The organism is Aureliella helgolandensis (genome assembly GCF_007752135.1).
GTDB lineage: Bacteria > Planctomycetota > Planctomycetia > Pirellulales > Pirellulaceae > Aureliella > Aureliella helgolandensis.
Window position 1 is genome coordinate 3,758,484 of the sequence record NZ_CP036298.1, and the last position, 15,132, is coordinate 3,773,615.

10 protein-coding genes are annotated in these 15,132 nt (G+C 55.7%); 6 read left to right on the plus strand and 4 right to left on the minus strand.

Translation table 11 applies throughout. The features are described 5' to 3' along the window. Positions 1-1,326 precede the first annotated feature (1,326 nt). Positions 1,327-2,553, minus strand: a complete 1,227-nt coding sequence (gene hmpA, locus Q31a_RS13440; RefSeq protein ID WP_145078458.1) for an NO-inducible flavohemoprotein — start codon at positions 2,551-2,553, stop codon at positions 1,327-1,329. A 578-nt stretch (positions 2,554-3,131) separates the two neighbouring features. Between hmpA and Q31a_RS13445 the strand changes: the two genes are divergently transcribed. Then, complete coding sequence (locus tag Q31a_RS13445; RefSeq protein WP_197356803.1) at positions 3,132-4,178, plus strand: tellurite resistance/C4-dicarboxylate transporter family protein; 1,047 nt, start codon at positions 3,132-3,134, stop codon at positions 4,176-4,178. Positions 4,179-4,639: 461 nt separating this feature from the next. Here Q31a_RS13445 and Q31a_RS13450 read toward each other — a convergent pair whose 3' ends face one another. Then, the gene (locus Q31a_RS13450; RefSeq protein ID WP_145078466.1) at positions 4,640-4,906 is read right to left on the minus strand and encodes a hypothetical protein; all 267 of its coding nucleotides are present in this window, start codon (positions 4,904-4,906) and stop codon (positions 4,640-4,642) included. A gap of 870 nt (positions 4,907-5,776) precedes the next feature. Continuing rightward, positions 5,777-6,745, minus strand: a complete 969-nt coding sequence (locus tag Q31a_RS13455) for a metallophosphoesterase (RefSeq protein ID WP_197356804.1) — start codon at positions 6,743-6,745, stop codon at positions 5,777-5,779. Positions 6,746-7,050: 305 nt separating this feature from the next. Between Q31a_RS13455 and Q31a_RS13460 the strand changes: the two genes are divergently transcribed. The 3 genes from Q31a_RS13460 (at position 7,051) to Q31a_RS13470 (ending at position 11,654) form a co-directional block, all read left to right on the plus strand. Beyond that, the gene (locus Q31a_RS13460; RefSeq protein WP_145078473.1) at positions 7,051-8,259 is read left to right on the plus strand and encodes an exo-alpha-sialidase; all 1,209 of its coding nucleotides are present in this window, start codon (positions 7,051-7,053) and stop codon (positions 8,257-8,259) included. A gap of 128 nt (positions 8,260-8,387) precedes the next feature. Beyond that, complete coding sequence (locus tag Q31a_RS13465; protein ID WP_145078476.1) at positions 8,388-10,613, plus strand: transglutaminase family protein; 2,226 nt, start codon at positions 8,388-8,390, stop codon at positions 10,611-10,613. Between the two features lie 393 nt (positions 10,614-11,006). Then, the gene (locus Q31a_RS13470) at positions 11,007-11,654 is read left to right on the plus strand and encodes a DUF502 domain-containing protein (protein WP_145078479.1); all 648 of its coding nucleotides are present in this window, start codon (positions 11,007-11,009) and stop codon (positions 11,652-11,654) included. A 745-nt stretch (positions 11,655-12,399) separates the two neighbouring features. On the opposite strand, the gene Q31a_RS13475 is transcribed toward Q31a_RS13470, so the two are convergent. Beyond that, positions 12,400-12,639 carry an HTH domain-containing protein gene (locus Q31a_RS13475; RefSeq protein ID WP_145078481.1) on the minus strand — a complete coding sequence of 80 codons (240 nt, stop codon included), beginning with the start codon at positions 12,637-12,639 and terminating at the stop codon, positions 12,400-12,402. Positions 12,640-12,758: 119 nt separating this feature from the next. Between Q31a_RS13475 and Q31a_RS13480 the strand changes: the two genes are divergently transcribed. Together Q31a_RS13480 and dndB are read left to right on the plus strand one after the other, a co-directional pair. Further along, positions 12,759-13,949, plus strand: a complete 1,191-nt coding sequence (locus tag Q31a_RS13480) for a cysteine desulfurase family protein (protein WP_145078484.1) — start codon at positions 12,759-12,761, stop codon at positions 13,947-13,949. 77 nt (positions 13,950-14,026) lie between these two features. Next, on the plus strand, positions 14,027-15,124 hold the full coding sequence (gene dndB / locus Q31a_RS13485; protein ID WP_145078487.1) for a DNA sulfur modification protein DndB: 1,098 nt from the start codon (positions 14,027-14,029) through the stop codon (positions 15,122-15,124). Positions 15,125-15,132 lie beyond the last annotated feature (8 nt).

Here is a 15,132-nt window from a genome sequence, read left to right on the forward strand (position 1 = left end):
CCAGGAAGATAGCTGGAGTATTTCATCTTCCTGCCTCCATCTTCCTGTCAAAATGTCCGCCTGTGTGCTTTGAACCGATCACGAATGCCTGCAACTCCCAATCCAACCTGAAGCGGCTATTGATCTATTAGCCATTTCAATTTCAGCGTAGTGGTTGCGTCGGCAATGGCCCTGTAGCGACAACACCTTTCCTTGCTCACGCGGCGGGTTGCTATTTCAACAGCCTGTGAGGCGGGGGGGGGGCGGGGAGCTGCCTGCTGGTTGAGAATGGTCGCGAACGAGCGGCTGAAATGCTTCGCAGTGGTGCGTTTGCTTGGTATTGCCCCTCGCCGTTGAGTTTGATTGGGGGCGAGGCTGGTGCAGCACAGAGTGTTGCTGGCAGGAAGATGTTGACAGAAAAATGTTGACAGAAAGATAGAGGCAGGAAGATAGCTGGAGAAATTTATCTTCCTGCCTTCATTTTCCTGTCAGCATGTCTGCCTGGATGCTTTGAACCAATCACGAATTCCTGCAACTCCCAATCCAACCTGAAGCGGCTATTGATTTATTAGCCATTTCAATTGCAGCGTAGTGGTTGCGTCGGCAATGGCCCTGTAGCGAGAACACCTTTCCTTGCTCACGCGGCGGGTTGCTATTTCAACAGCCTGTGAGGCGGTGGGGGCGGGGAGCTGCCTGCTGGTTGAGAATGGTCGCGAACGAGCGGCTGAAATGCTTCGCAGTGGTGCGCTTGCTTGGTATTGCCCCTCGCCGTTGAGTTTGATTGGGGGCGAGTCTGGTGCAGCACAGAGTGTTGCTGGCAGGAAGATGTTGGCAGGAAGATGTTGACAGAAAAATGGAGGCAGGAAGATAGCTGGAGTATTTCATCTTCCTGCCTCCATCTTCCTGCCAAAATGTCCGCCTGGATGCTTTGAACCGATCACGAATGCCTGCAACTTTCAGAATCCAACCTGAAGCGGCTATTGATTCATTAGCCATTTCAATTTCAGCGTAGTGGTTGCGTCGGCAATGGCCCTGTAGCGAGAACACCTTTCCTTGCTCACGTGGCGGGTTGCTATTTCAACAGCCTGTGAGGTGGTGGAGCTGCCTGCTGCCTGCCTTCCACCGGGGCAGTGGATCGGAGGCAGCGACGCTGTCGGCTTTATCTTCCTCCTCGCGACGCGACGCGTACCACCAAGCCATGCCGGAGATTCCCGCCAACAACACGATTACGCTGACGCCAGTCCACACAATATTGTCGCCAGTGGGACGGTTGTCGACGAGTGGCTCATGCGGCCAGTTATTGGTATAGCTGAATGTCTGGAGGGCTTAGGCAAGCCACGACATGGATCAAGCCGGTTGCAGGTCTTCCTTGGGGCCAAAGAACTCGTAGCGCACTCGGTGTTCGTCGACTCCCAGTTGTTGCAAGCTGGCGTGGAGATTCTGCATAAAGGGTTTCGGACCGCAGAAGTAGAAGTCGGCTTCCGAAAACGGTGTCCACTCGCGAAGCAAGTCTGTCGTAATAAAGCCGGTGCCATCGCACTTGCCCTGTTCGACATCACCAGGCAGCGGAGCGTCATAGATGACTTTGGTGTGCAAGTTGGGGCCAGCATCCGACAGATTCCTCAGCTCATCGGCGAACGCGTGTACCTTGCTATTGCGGGCCGCTTGAATGAAATACACCGACGCGTTTGAGTTGGCATGAATGATCGATTTTGCCATCGACAGTAGCGGAGTCACTCCGATTCCTCCCGCAATCAAAACGACCGGCTTCGCAACTGCGGTTGGATCAATCGTGAACTCGCCACAGGGAGGCCCCAGTTGGATGCGGTGACCTTCTTCTATATCATTGTGCAAGTGGCTGGAAATCAACCCATCGGGCGCATCGGCGGCAAGTCGCTCTTCGCGTTTGACACTGATGCGGTAATGCGGTTGACTGGCGCAGTCGGACAAACTGTAATTGCGCGGCGACGTCGGAGTATGAGGGTGGTCGATGTGCACGGTAATGTACTGGCCGGGTTTGAAAGGCGGCAGCGGGCCCTCGTCCTCAGGCTTCAAATAGAAGGACGTTACAATGTCACTTTCGGGAACTTTCTTAGCCACCACGAAGGTGCGTGTACCGTTCCATCCGCCGGGCTGGGACGCTTGCTCATCGTAGATCGCCACTTCTCGGCCGATAAAGATGTCCGCCAAGAATCCGTAGGCCTGCGCGACAGCTTCGATGATTTCGTCGGTCGCCCCATCGCCCATTACGTCTTTGATGGCGGCGAGCAGGTTGGCGCCGACGATCGGATAGTGCTCGGGCTTGATGCCCAGTGAAACGTGCTTCTGCGCGATGAGTTCGACCGCTGGCATTAGCACCGCAGGGTTGTCGATGTGAGTGAAGTAGGCGCAGATCGCTCCGGCCAAGGCCTTCTGTTGGCCGCCAGTGTGCTGGTGTGCCTGGTTGAAGAACGCTTTCACTTCCGGATTGGCCTCGAACATCCGTTCGTAAAACCGTCGCGTGATCGTTTCAGCGTTAGCAGCTACCAACGGGGTGATTTCCTTGACAATCCGTATCGTTTTTTCACTTAGCATGGGCAGGGTTCTCGCGGAGGGATGTCGGAGAGACTATCGGCAGGGATCAAAAGTGTGACTTCCTGATGTGCACCTAAAAGTATAGGTTTGCAATCTGCACGTCAAGGTGTATGTTTGTTGGCTGGCGGAATTTTTCTTCAACCTGGGTGCCCGATGCCTGCCAAGACAATCCTTTACGCAGTGCGCTTGGTCTTCTGCTTGATTCAGCGAGGGGACTGCGGCAAAACGTCATGGTCGACGGCCGCGTGCGCGACCATCACGCCCATCCCGGCCCGCAATCTGCATCAACCGCGGCGATACCTACCGTCTTCCATTTTGCTGGAATCGAGTGGTGAGGCGAGCGTCTGCAGCCCGCTTGCTGCACTAGCGGGCGTCCTTACGAGCTCGGATGGCAGTGGTGCTTTCGACGCCTTGGGGAGACGGTGTCTCAGCTCGGTGCGTCTTGAATCTCAAGCTGCGTTCGCTTTGCGGCACGCTCCGTTTGCTCGTCTCTGCTGGACAACGGAAGCGACGCTTCTGGAGGGTGCCTCTGCGGGCCCGCTCCCCGGCCAGCGTGGAGTCGCTCTATGGGGCAGTTCATGATGACACGCAGCCTCCCAAGCACTGTGGCGACGCTCGATCCCGCATGCTTTTCGATCGTGATGGCAACCGGTATTGTTTCGCTGGCGTGTTGGTACCACGGCACCGCTGGTTCCTGGTGGCACTGCATTGCAATCCTGCTCCTGTGGGCAAATGTTTTGACCTTCAGCCTGCTCACCGGTTTGACAATCGTCCGGATCTCAACTTACTTCCGAAGAGTGATCAACGATCTGCAGGATCCGCGTCGATCTTTCGGAGCGTTCTCCATGGTTGCGGCCAGCTGCGTGCTTGGCAGCCAGCTCTTGTCGATCGCGCAAATGCCGATGGCGGCGATCGCCCTCTGGTGCTGCGGAATCGTGGGCTGGTTTCTGCTGACCTACGGGATTTTCTACAGCCTCACCTTGCAGAAGAGCAAGCCGAACTTGAGAGACGGTGTGCATGGCGGATGGCTATTGGCCGTCGTGGCAGCTCAGGCGGTGTCACTCTTGGGATCCCTGTTGAGCGCGCAATTCAGCTCCAGCCGGGACCTGGTACTATTCTTCTCGCTGACGATGTGGCTGGCCGCCGGGATGCTCTACGTGTGGATCATCGTTTTCGTCTTCTATCGCTACTGCTTTGAACCGGTGGATGTAGATTCCATGACACCTCCCTATTGGATCAACATGGGCGCCATGGCTATTTCGACACTCGCCGGATGTTCCTTGATGGAGGCTTCTGCGAGCTCGGACGCGATGCTCCAGTTCGTCCCGTTTCTCAAGGGCGGGGCACTACTCTGTTGGGCCACGGCGACTTGGTGGATCCCCTTGTTGATTGCCTTTGGCATCTGGCGTCACGCAGGCAATAGGGTTCCGTTTAAATACGATCTGAGCTATTGGAGCATGGTCTTCCCGCTCGGAATGTACTGCGTCGCAACTCACGCAGCGAGCCAGTGTTTTGAGCTCCGCTTTTTGGAACCCGTCAGCTCGGTATTCATGTATGTTGCCCTGGCGGCGTGGACAATGACGGGTGTGGGCATGGCTACAGATCAGCCGGCTGTAAACGAATGAACGGTAATGCCGTTTTTAGTTCCACACTTGTACAAGCCTACGGCTCTTGGCAAGTCCGATTCCCATGCGTCTGTACTGGAACTTCAACCCGAGAGGCTCGAACTCTCCGCTGTTTTGCTGTTCTTTGCTAAGGGTTGGTAGTTGCAGGAGATGCTTGTTCGGCTGAAGTGCGGTCCTGGATGGGCTAGAGCTCCGCTTCCGGTGAGCGCCTCGGTCGGCGTGCGTTGCGGCTACCGCAGGAATCGTGCCACGCCTCCCTGCAGCCACTGCTGGAACCAACACGTGTCTTCACCGCAGACGGTGCGAGAAGCGTGGCGCCGCCGGGGTGTGAGTGGAGCAAACGCCCAATCCGGGCACCGCCTGAGGCGACAGTCGCAGTGAGTGCCCGCTCAACTCAACGCGTCGTTCACTTCACGCGTCACGCGTCGCAGAAATTTCCTGGGCAGCAGTGTCGAAAAATTCTAGCGAGGGTTGATGTCGTACTGGAAAGCGTCAGGATTGAAAATGAGGTAGAGGAGCATCAAAGCCGCAGGCAGGACAAGAAGGAGCAGCATCATCAACACGAGTCTAAAAATGTAGCGTTCCTCTGCGTCCGCGGATTCCTCCCATTGGCGCATTTCGCTCGAGGATGCGATAGCCGCCGCACTCTTGCGTGGTGGTCGCTCGAAACCGGCGTTCGTGGAATGCCGTTGTGCAATCAGGCACGGAATCATTAAACATGGAATCATGGTCTATGGCTCCCTAGGTAGCGAAACGGGGGAGGACGCCTCTGCCGCACTATCACGCAAGACGCAACGACTCTCGCTACTGTTCCAACGATGCAAAGGACGGACCATCCAAGAAAAGTAGGCGCCGGGGCGTTTTCCGGCAGGAGTTGAGCATCCTGGGCGTCACTACCTCCGCGGTCGTGACAACGCCAGTTGACGGGGCACGTCCCTTGGCCAACGGTGCTACGGATACCCACGCATAAGGGACTGAGAGGGGGAGGTCACTTGCGTCGCGAACTGGGTACCGCCAAAGGTCAAGATTCTGCGGATGGAAACGGTCGGTCTCGGGCCTCCGATTCGTTCCGAAAATTGTCGGTTGGTCGAATCGGCACGCCGCACGTGTGAATGGGCGGACGGTTGCTATTGCAATTGATTCCGCTGGAGAGGACAGCCTGTGGGCCGTCGAGGGAGTTGCCTGTGGTTCCACCGATCGGGACAAGCCTAGCCTAGGCAAATGGATCTGGCAGACAGTCCCGCAACTGGGGCGTCAACATCATCCTCGACCCGCACGAAGGGCGAACTGCAACGAATCGACCGCCTGCATGCTGGCAACGGAGTGCATGCTTCATGGCCAGCTTGGCGTGCCAGCCTTGTCAGCTAAGGACGGTCGGAACCATTATTGGCGGATAGTCGCCGAACCGCTCCGCCGGTTCGTTCGGGAAAATGCCGATCGGCGTAGCGGGCTGGTGACACTTATTATTCCGATTATTCCGACGGTCCCGAGCGGCTCTCAATATGTCTTTCGAGTTCCCTCTTGCTTTCAGCTCAAGAGCGGGGAATTGCCAGTGTACTGGAACGAGAATTAGCAGGAGGCAAACAAGTGAAGGCAAGTCATCCGGCTTTGCGTTGACCAGAAAGCATTTCGTAGTCGAGCGAAAACGTTTCACTCTCGTCATCGTTTCGCTTATTCAACAGAGGCGAATAGGTGCGGACGTGGATCTTGTTCTCGGCGGGCACAAACTCCAGGGAGCGAAGCCAACCGTCGCCGCCGTTAGGCAGGCCTTGGTAATCGGTAAGCATTTCCAAGACCTTTCCGCCAGCATCGTTGACGCTGGTCTGCAGCCCCACGCCCAGCACATGGCCACTGACAACGAGAAAAATATTCGGTTGCTTGCGAACGAATTTCTGCCAAATCTGCTCGCCACTGTTGCCGGCGATGCTGTAAGCCGTGGCGCATCCGGTGTCTCGCTGATCGGGACGCATGTAGCAATGCGTTGCTACAATTACACGATGGTTGGGGTATTGCTCGGTGACTCCCGCCGCCCATTCCAGTGTTTCATCGCGAGGCGCAAATTCTAGATTCAGTATCATGAACTGCATGCCACTCGCCTCAAAAAAGCAATAGTTGTTGTCGTTGGTTTCGCCCATGTGCCCACCGTACCACTGTTTATTTTCGAAGCGCGCGGGCGAGTAGTACTGGTTGAATAACCTTGAGTCGCGACTCTTCAACAGCATGTCATGATTGCCGGGTGCTACACTGTAGGGCACGACTCCATCGAGGAGCCGCATGGCTCGATCTGCGTTTTCCCATTCCACGGTTTGCGTAGGCGTTTGCACAATGTCACCCAGGTGGATGACGAATTTGATATTGTCCTGTTGGACCTGTTGCCGAATCCACAGTGCCTGGGCGACGTACGTGTCGGGATACTTCTCTGAATAGTTTTGAGTGTCAGGAAGCAACACGACCGAAAAATTCTGCTCGGCAGTTTGATGGTCCTCAGCGAGCGTGGTGAACCGACTTGCGAATACAATTGCTACGAAGCAGACGAAGGGTGTCGCTCGTCGAAGGGGTTTTAGCATGTTTACTGTCCTGGGCGGTATGGGGTGGGAGGCTTCGTGCCCGAAAAAAGGTGTCCGACACCAAGAGCCGGAACGGCCCTTCGGGTGCTTTGCACTTTTGGTGTCGGACACCTTTTTCCGCATGCCTAGCGATCAAGGGAGTTTACGTTGGGCGTCCGCGACAATTTTTCGCGCATTCTACCATCGGCCAACGCACAGGGCGACGGTAAGTGAGCATGCGGTAGCATCGCGTCAAGTTCGATGGTAGTGGCCTGCCGTACTTCAAGCATCCTTCGCCCTATTCCCAACAACTGGCAATCCAAAAAATGATTCTGCTTAACCGTTCACTCTTCCTCGCCGCGATCCTGCTCGCTAGCGCCCTGCCCTCGGCCACTGCGGACGAACCGGATTACTCCGTTCCGCACGCGGAAACCAATCCGGGCAGCCCCCTGATGCTCAACCTCGTGACCACTGGGACGGACCCGAACAAGATCGACTTCCACAAGCTCGCCCGCGTCCCTTCCCAGCACTCCATTCTCAGCGATGTCCGCGACCAAGGTGGGAATTGGGTACATCAGCACGCCTACCTTGCGCACCACGACGGCCGCTACTGGGCGATATGGAGCGACGGTCCTGGCGTTCCGCTCTCCGGTGTTACTTTCGACGCGCATCGCAATCGGGTCCCTGGTCACGATCGCCCCGGTACCCGGAACTCGTATGCGACTAGCATCGATGGCGTCAGTTGGAGCAAGCCCGCCGACCTCACTGGTCCGCCTCGCACCGAGGGGTTCGGCTGGATCGCCCGCGGCCTGTGGGTTCGCGAGGGTGAACTCCTGGCACTGGCGGCCCATTTCAACGCACCTGGCTACTCGGGCGCAGGCCTCAGCTTGGAGGCGTTCCGTTGGGACAAGTCCGCCAAGCAGTGGCTGGCCCACGGGACCGTCCTGGACGATTCCATGAACAATTTTCCTCCCAAGCAGCTCCCTAGCGGCCAGTGGATGATGACCCGCCGCGATCACCATCGCCAGGTCTCCGTCATGGTCGGCGGTGTCGAGGGATTTGATCAGTGGACGATTCACTCCCTGGCTAGTTACGATGGGAAGGGCCGCCCCGAGGAGCCCTACTGGTACACGCTTCCGGATGGGAAGAACATCGTCGGTTTGATTCGCGATAATGGTAATTCCAAGCGAATACTGCGCACCTTCTCTAGCGACAATGGCAAGAGTTGGAGTCCGATTGTGCGCACCAATTTCCCTGACGCCATGAGCAAGTTCTTCGCCCTGCGGACCTCACGGGGATACCACGTCCTTGTATCCAACGCGAACCCGACAACTCGCGATCCCCTAACCCTCGCGATCAGCGTCGACGGACTGGTCTACACGCACCTCTTCTACCTCGTCGGCGATCGCCACGTCGACTACCCTCATGTGATCGAGCACGACGGCCACCTGCTCGTCGCCTTCTCCGGCGCCAAGCAAACCATGGAAGTCCTCAAAATTTCCCTAGATGACATTGACCGCCTCATCGCCGACTGAAGAAATCCACACCCTCCATCGCGCAAGATTCGCCATATGGCCGAACCTGCCTGGAGGAACTCCTGGATTGAATTGTCCGCCGCGTTGCCGAGCGGTTAAGCTAGATACCTCACCTTCAAGGAATAGATATGTTGCGATTTTGTTGGATCTCGATGTTCATGTTGGGCTTGGTCCCTGCAGGTCTGCCGGTGTCGTGGGCGGACGATGGGAGAGCCCCGGGGATGCAGGATACGTCCACGCAGTCGCTGATCGAGCAGGTGGGACCATCGGTGCTCACCATCAAAGTGAGTGGACGCGATGGCGACCAACTCCAGATGGGAACTGGATTCGTGATTGACCCCGAGGGTTTGATCGCGACGAACTTTCACGTGATCGGTGAGGGCCGATCCTTCACGGTGGAAACTCGCTCGGGGCGCAAATTGCCGGTGACCGGAGTGGAGTCCTCCGATCGGCCGAGCGACCTGGCACTGATACGAGTCGACGTCGCCGGGGACCCGCTACCCGCCCTGTCGCTGGCGAACGGCGAGCTTCCGCGGCAAGGGATGCAGGTACTGGCTTTCGGAAATCCGCTCGGACTGCAGGACAGTGTGGTGAGCGGAATTGTATCGGCGGTCCGCGAGGTGGAAGGACGCGAGATGATTCAGTTGGCGATACCCGTTCAGCCCGGCAATAGCGGCGGCCCACTCGTCGATTCTCAGGGCTCGGTGATTGGGATCATCAATATGAAATCGGCCATCGACGACAATCTCGGCTTTGCAATTCCCATCGGACAGCTCGCAATGCTGCGCGAGAATCCCAATCCGGTCACCATCGACCGCTGGGTGCGTTTGGGGAGAATTGACGAGAAGAGATGGACGCCGATCTTCGGCGCCACCTGGGAGCAGCGTGGAGGATTGGTTTCAGCTCGGGGCCTGGGCGACGGGTTCGGTGGACGCTCACTTTGCCTGTTCCGTGAGATGCCAGACGCGTCTCCGAAGGATATCGCAGTGGAGGTTCGGCTGGATGACGAATCGGGGGCGGCCGGGTTGGCCTTTCATTCCGACGGACTGCATCGGCACTACGGTTTCTACGCGAGCAATGGTCGCCTGCGTCTAACCTGTTTCAAAGGAGCATCGGTCTATTCCTGGCAAGTATTGGAGGAGGTCGGATCGGAGCACTACCTGCCTGGTCAGTGGAACCGCTTGCGCGTGCGGCTCGAACCGGGGCAATTGAAGTGTTTTGTGAATGGCCATCTGGTGATCGAATCGATCGACCAACAGCTGACATCAGGTAAGTTCGGTTTGGTGAAATTCCGTGACACCAATCCCGATTTCAGAGGTTTTCAATTTGGTGAGAATCTTCCGGCTCTGTCGCTCTCCGACCAGGCCAAAGAATTGCTCAACGAACTCGTTGAGCAACCGGACAATCTGTCTGCGGTCGGTGCGTCCCAAGTCTCGCTGCTTGGCCAGTCGGGCGACGCTGTGTCACGCGAACTTCAGCATCAGGCCGTGCAATGGGAACAGCGTGCCGAGCGATTGCGAAAGCTGGCCGCCGATGTGCAAATGGCACCAACGCTGGAGCGTTTGGCCGAATTGATGGCGGCTCCCTCCGCCGCCGACTCGCAACTCTTGCAGGGAAGTTTGCTGATCGCAAAACTTGACAATCCCGACATCGATGTCGACGCCTATGTGGGGCGAGTGGATGCGATGGCTGCGGAGATTCGTGAGAGCTTTCCCGAGGACGCCGATGCGGTTGAGCGTCGGGATGCTCTGCACCGGTATCTGTTTGAGGAGAACGGATTTCATGGCGATCGTGCCGAATATGACCATCCCGCCAACAGCCATTTGAACAGTGTGATCGACGACCGCGAGGGGCTGCCGATCACACTGTCGATTCTTTACATGGAGCTGGGAAAGCGTCTGGGCCTGTCCCTCGAGGGAGTCGGCCTGCCAGGACATTTCGTCGTCAAGCATGTGATCGAGGATAGCGCGGAACAGCTGGTCGATGTCTTTGAGCGGGGCAGGCTGCTGTCCCGCGAAGATGCGGCAGCCATTGTCGCGGCCTACGTGCACCGGGCGCTGACCGACGAGGATTTGCGTGGTCAGACGGTTGACCAGATTCTGGCCCGTGTACTCAATAATTTGATTGGGGTTGCAGGTCGAACGCAAGACGGCGAATCGATCCACCGCTACTGCGGCGCGCTGATCGCGGTGCGGCCCACATCGATTGAGGCGAGGCTACTGCGTTCGCAGGTCCGCGCGGTAACCGATCGACGTGGTGGGGCGATCGAGGATCTCGATTGGCTGATCGAACAGAATCCGGCAGGAATTGACCATGAGGCGGTGATGCGAATGCGTGAATCGCTGCTTCCATAGCGTTTTCGGTAACGCAGCAAATTGCGCGACGCTGTCCACGATCCAGCCCGACCGAAAACGAGCGGCTGAGAATCAGGGCAAGTGACTAGGGCTGGCGGTATGTCTTTGGCGCCCCTGGTGGGAGATGGCGGCGAAGCTGCTGAGGCAGCAGCATTCCAGTTAGGCCGGACTGGGGAGATCTGCGGCTGCATTGAGGGACTCTGGCGGGAGCAGGTGCGCAAGAGCAGCGGAACAGTGGACTGGAACAGTGGCAGCGTTTTACGTTGGCGACTTGCTGCACGGACTGGCAGTTCGTTTTTTCACCTTCTTGGTCCAAAAAATTAGAGAGAATCGAGTTTGTCTTTCGATTCTGCACTATCCTTGGTCAACCACCTTTGGAAAGCGAATCGTACTATGAAGAAGCATGTGATCGGCCAACTTTCGTTCCTGCGCGCCACGGCTATCGGGGGCGTGTTTTTTCTGTTGCCCCTGGTGGTGCTGCTGTTCTTTCTGGGGCAGATCGGTCAGCTTGTCTTTGCCGTCGCAGTTCAGGTCCAGCCTTTGTTGGGGGACTACTTAGGCATCAACAACGCCATGGGGTACGCGCTTGTTTTCGCAATTGCGGTACTGCTAATCGTGCTGGCCTGTTTCGTGGCGGGAATCTTGGCCAGTCGCTCGATGGCCCGGCAATTCACCGGTTGGGTAGAAAAGTACCTGCTGATGATGTTCCCTCGCTACGCAATCTTCAAAGAACAGCTCAGCGGAAACATTGGCGGCGACATTGCGAAGAATCGACTCAAGCCGGTCAAAGTTCGCTTGGAGGGCTATTCGCGTCTGGCATTTGAGGTGGAACGGTTCCCTAAGACGGCCTTGGACGCCTCCGCTTCGGTAACTCTATTTCTGCCCGGCGCCCCCGACCCCTGGTCCGGCACGGTGATATACACCACCGGCGACCGAGTGGAACCCGTTACCGCCCCCTTTCCCGACGTGCTGGGCGCCTTTGAAAAGCTAGGCACGGACACCCAAAAGATCTTGCAAGGCATCTCCGTCCACGACTCGTGAGCCACAGACACTCCCCACTCCAAAACGCTACGCTGACTTTAGCAGGCAACTGCGCTTCCCGCTAAAGCAGTGAAGCCAATTTGCGGTGTCGAACTCCCCTTCTCCGCCTCTGTCCCGCAGAGCTACCAAGCGTACTTTGCAAACAGTGAGACGGAACGCGGCGGGCATCATCAAGCCCCAAAAGCGTTGCCGATCTACACACGGCGGTGTCAACAACTGGGGTATAAAATGCGGAGCATTCGCGTTCACGATAAGAGCTCCGTCTTCCCAAACCGATGGTCGATTCTCTACCACCTCGACTATAAGCGTAGGCGTGGAGTAGTAACGGAGCAGGAAATACTCAACTTCTTCCGACATTCCGTTCCGGGCCAGAAAATGGTGCATGCTGGCCAACCTTAAAAGTTCAGCCAACAGCAGCTCCCATTGCAGTTTGTCTTATTTTCGAGCGTGCCCCGCACTTGCCGACGCAGCGTAAAGAGGACGCAACGCCGAGCTACCTCTAGTTCGCTCATACTTGAGCCTCGCTGTCTTTAAGGACAAGCCCACGCTCTCCATATTCAAACTGTACACCCGGCCAATTGCTTCGTCTGACTGTTGGGACGCCCCACTTATTTTTCTTTGCAAAACGCTAGGCGAAAGTATTTGTGGAAAACAGGCTATTCGGCTGCAAACAAACCTAAGTCGGTTGCATGCTCGATACCAATCATCGCGAGCCCAAGTCACTCAAACGCTGTGCAATGTTCATTTAGGCGAGCGTGAACTGCCCATTGGAGGCCATCATGAAGATGGCTTTGGAAGCCTGATGAGCACCGGACACGTTTGTGGAATGGCGGCGAAGTTGGTTTCGCAAAACGTTCTTCGGATTCTGAGCCTTGAATTCATAGAGGCCGCCAGCCACGATTACGCCATAAATTTCGTCAGCAGTCATTGGCTTCTTGTGCTCAGACAGAATGTCTGCGGCGATTTCGTGGATGGCTTTCTTCATGATTCTGCTTGGTTAGGATTAGGCCGGGAATGGGCCGCAATGGCAAAAGGTAACTTCCCGTGGTAGTGTACACTCGTAGAATGAAAGTTTAAAGCAGCAAAGCACTTGCGGAGATTGCAATGCCGACACAGCCAATTTATCTCGACAATAACGCATCAACGCGTTTGGACCCGGCTGTACTGGAGGCGATGCTTCCTTTCTTGACTGAACAATACGGCAACTCTTCGAGTACCTCTCATGTCTTCGGGCAAATTGCTGAAAAGGCTGTCAGCGACGCCAGAGAGAATGTCGCCAGGCTTCTGAACTGCCGAACACAGGAAATTGTGTTCACAAGCGGCGCGACGGAATCAAATAACCTTGCAATTCTTGGTGCGATGCGTGCGTCACCGGTGGGTCGGAAACTGATTATTGCGGCTGCAGAGCATAAGGCCGTAATTGACCCGGCAGAGAGATTGTCTGCTGAAGGCTACAACGTCTGCGTATTGCCAGTCGACAAACATGGATGTGTTTCCGCAGAGCAAGTCGCTACTGAATTGGATGAAACGACGATTCTCGTGTCCATAATGCATGGCAACAATGAAGTCGGTTCGATTAACCCAATTAGTGAAATTGCAGCGTTGTGCAGGGTGCACAATGTTCTGTTCCACACCGATGCGACGCAGACCGTTGGCAAGATCCCGTTGGACCTTTCGCGACTCGAAGTAGACATGCTCAGCCTCTCGGCTCACAAGATGTACGGTCCAAAGGGAATCGGAGCGCTCTTCATTCGAAAACGTTTTCCTAAGACTAGTCTGGAGCCGCTCGTCTTTGGCGGTGGGCACGAACGGAAAATTCGCAGTGGAACACTCCCGGTTCATCAAATTGTCGGTTTGGGAGCGGCGTGTTCAATCTGTTCGAGCAATATAGTGTCCGAAGCTAAGCAGATTAGTGCATTGCGTGAACTTTTGAAGCAGAAGATTGCCGAAAGAGTGCCTAACATTCAATTCAACGGACACTCGGACAATCGGCTGCCAGGAAGCTTGCATGTCAGTATCCCAGGTGCAAACGCTGAAGCCGTAATGATGAAGCTCCGCAATCAGTTGGCGATGAGCTCCGGCTCTGCGTGCACTATGTCATCACCGGAACCAAGCCATGTGCTCAAGGCAATTGGCCTTGAAGCCTCGTGCTTAACAACGAGTTTGCGGTTCGGAATCGGTCGATTTAACACCGAATCGGAAGTTTGCACTGCTGCCGACATACTAAGTCCCGCAGTCGAAGCGTGCCGACAACTCTCAGGCTACTTAGAAAAACTGAAAAACCCAGTCCAATAGCCCCAATGCCATTTGACTTCCCCTGCGATATGATTTAACTTCCTGGTAGTACCTTTTAACTTCCAGGAGGTTGTGCCATGTCGCTAGATGACAACGTTCTGACATTTACCGCGATTCAAGGGATTCAAGCGGGCAGGCAGTATTACAGCGTTATGTGCCCGCTCAAAGTTGTGCCGCGAATATTCGTTTTCGATGAGGAGGAAGTGCCTCCAGAATTACGTGCTCAGCGGACTCTCAATAAGAGCAGAATACCAGAAATAGCTCGGTATATTGTCGACAATCCGAAGGACTATATCTTCTCATCGATTACCGCGTCCGTTGACGGAAAGTTCGAGTTCGTACCATATGGCCAAGATGGCACCAGCCGAAATCTCGGTACACTGAAAATACCAATGACCGCTAGGTTCTTGATCAACGATGGCCAGCATCGAAGGGCGGCGATAGAATTGGCCCTCAAAGAGCGTCCTGAACTTGGCGACGAGACTCTTTCAGTCGTGTTTCTTCACGATGCGGGGCTGAAACGTAGTCAGCAGATGTTCGCCGATCTCAATCGTCATGCCATCCGACCAACCAAGTCGCTAGGGATTCTATACGATCGCCGCGAGCCAATGGCTGAACTTTGTCGGCAAGTAGTGGACGATGTAACGGTGTTCCGAGACTTGACAGAGGTCGAGAAAACTACCATTTCGAATCGCTCGAACAAGCTGCACACTCTGTCGGCAATTTACCAAGCGACACAAACGCTATTGGGTAAAACCAAGAGATCGAAAGTCAATGCAGAGGAAGTAAAACTTGCAGTCGAATTCTGGGAAGAAGTCGGGAAGAACGTTCCTGATTGGCAATTAGCGGTCAAGAAGTCTGTCGGCTGCGCTGAACTCCGGCGCGACTACATTCACGCTCACGGGATTGCGATTCAGGCACTGGGCGGCGCCGGAGCCGCACTACTAGCAGAAGAGCCAAAACAATGGAAAAAGCGACTGACGGCACTTCGCAAAATCAATTGGTCACGAAGTAATCCAGAGTGGGAAGGTCGAGCTCTGGTCAATGGGAGAGTTAGCAAGGCTCTGGTGAACGTGACTCGAACTACCAACTTCGTAAAGCAAACGCTTGGTGTCGCTGCTACGAGTAAAGAGCGACAAGCAGAGAACCAGGTCAAATCGAAAAAACGCGCGTAGGAATTCAA

Coding starts and splice junctions, on each gene's coding strand:
- Q31a_RS13475 (WP_145078481.1), bottom strand. CDS start 12,639: ATGAAGAAAGCCATCCACGAAATCGCCGCAGACATTCTGTCTGAGCAC.
- Q31a_RS13460 (WP_145078473.1), top strand. CDS start 7,051: ATGATTCTGCTTAACCGTTCACTCTTCCTCGCCGCGATCCTGCTCGCT.
- Q31a_RS13465 (WP_145078476.1), top strand. CDS start 8,388: ATGTTGCGATTTTGTTGGATCTCGATGTTCATGTTGGGCTTGGTCCCT.
- Q31a_RS13455 (WP_197356804.1), bottom strand. CDS start 6,745: ATGCTAAAACCCCTTCGACGAGCGACACCCTTCGTCTGCTTCGTAGCA.
- dndB (WP_145078487.1), top strand. CDS start 14,027: ATGTCGCTAGATGACAACGTTCTGACATTTACCGCGATTCAAGGGATT.
- Q31a_RS13445 (WP_197356803.1), top strand. CDS start 3,132: ATGATGACACGCAGCCTCCCAAGCACTGTGGCGACGCTCGATCCCGCA.
- Q31a_RS13470 (WP_145078479.1), top strand. CDS start 11,007: ATGAAGAAGCATGTGATCGGCCAACTTTCGTTCCTGCGCGCCACGGCT.
- Q31a_RS13450 (WP_145078466.1), bottom strand. CDS start 4,906: ATGATTCCATGTTTAATGATTCCGTGCCTGATTGCACAACGGCATTCC.
- hmpA (WP_145078458.1), bottom strand. CDS start 2,553: ATGCTAAGTGAAAAAACGATACGGATTGTCAAGGAAATCACCCCGTTG.
- Q31a_RS13480 (WP_145078484.1), top strand. CDS start 12,759: ATGCCGACACAGCCAATTTATCTCGACAATAACGCATCAACGCGTTTG.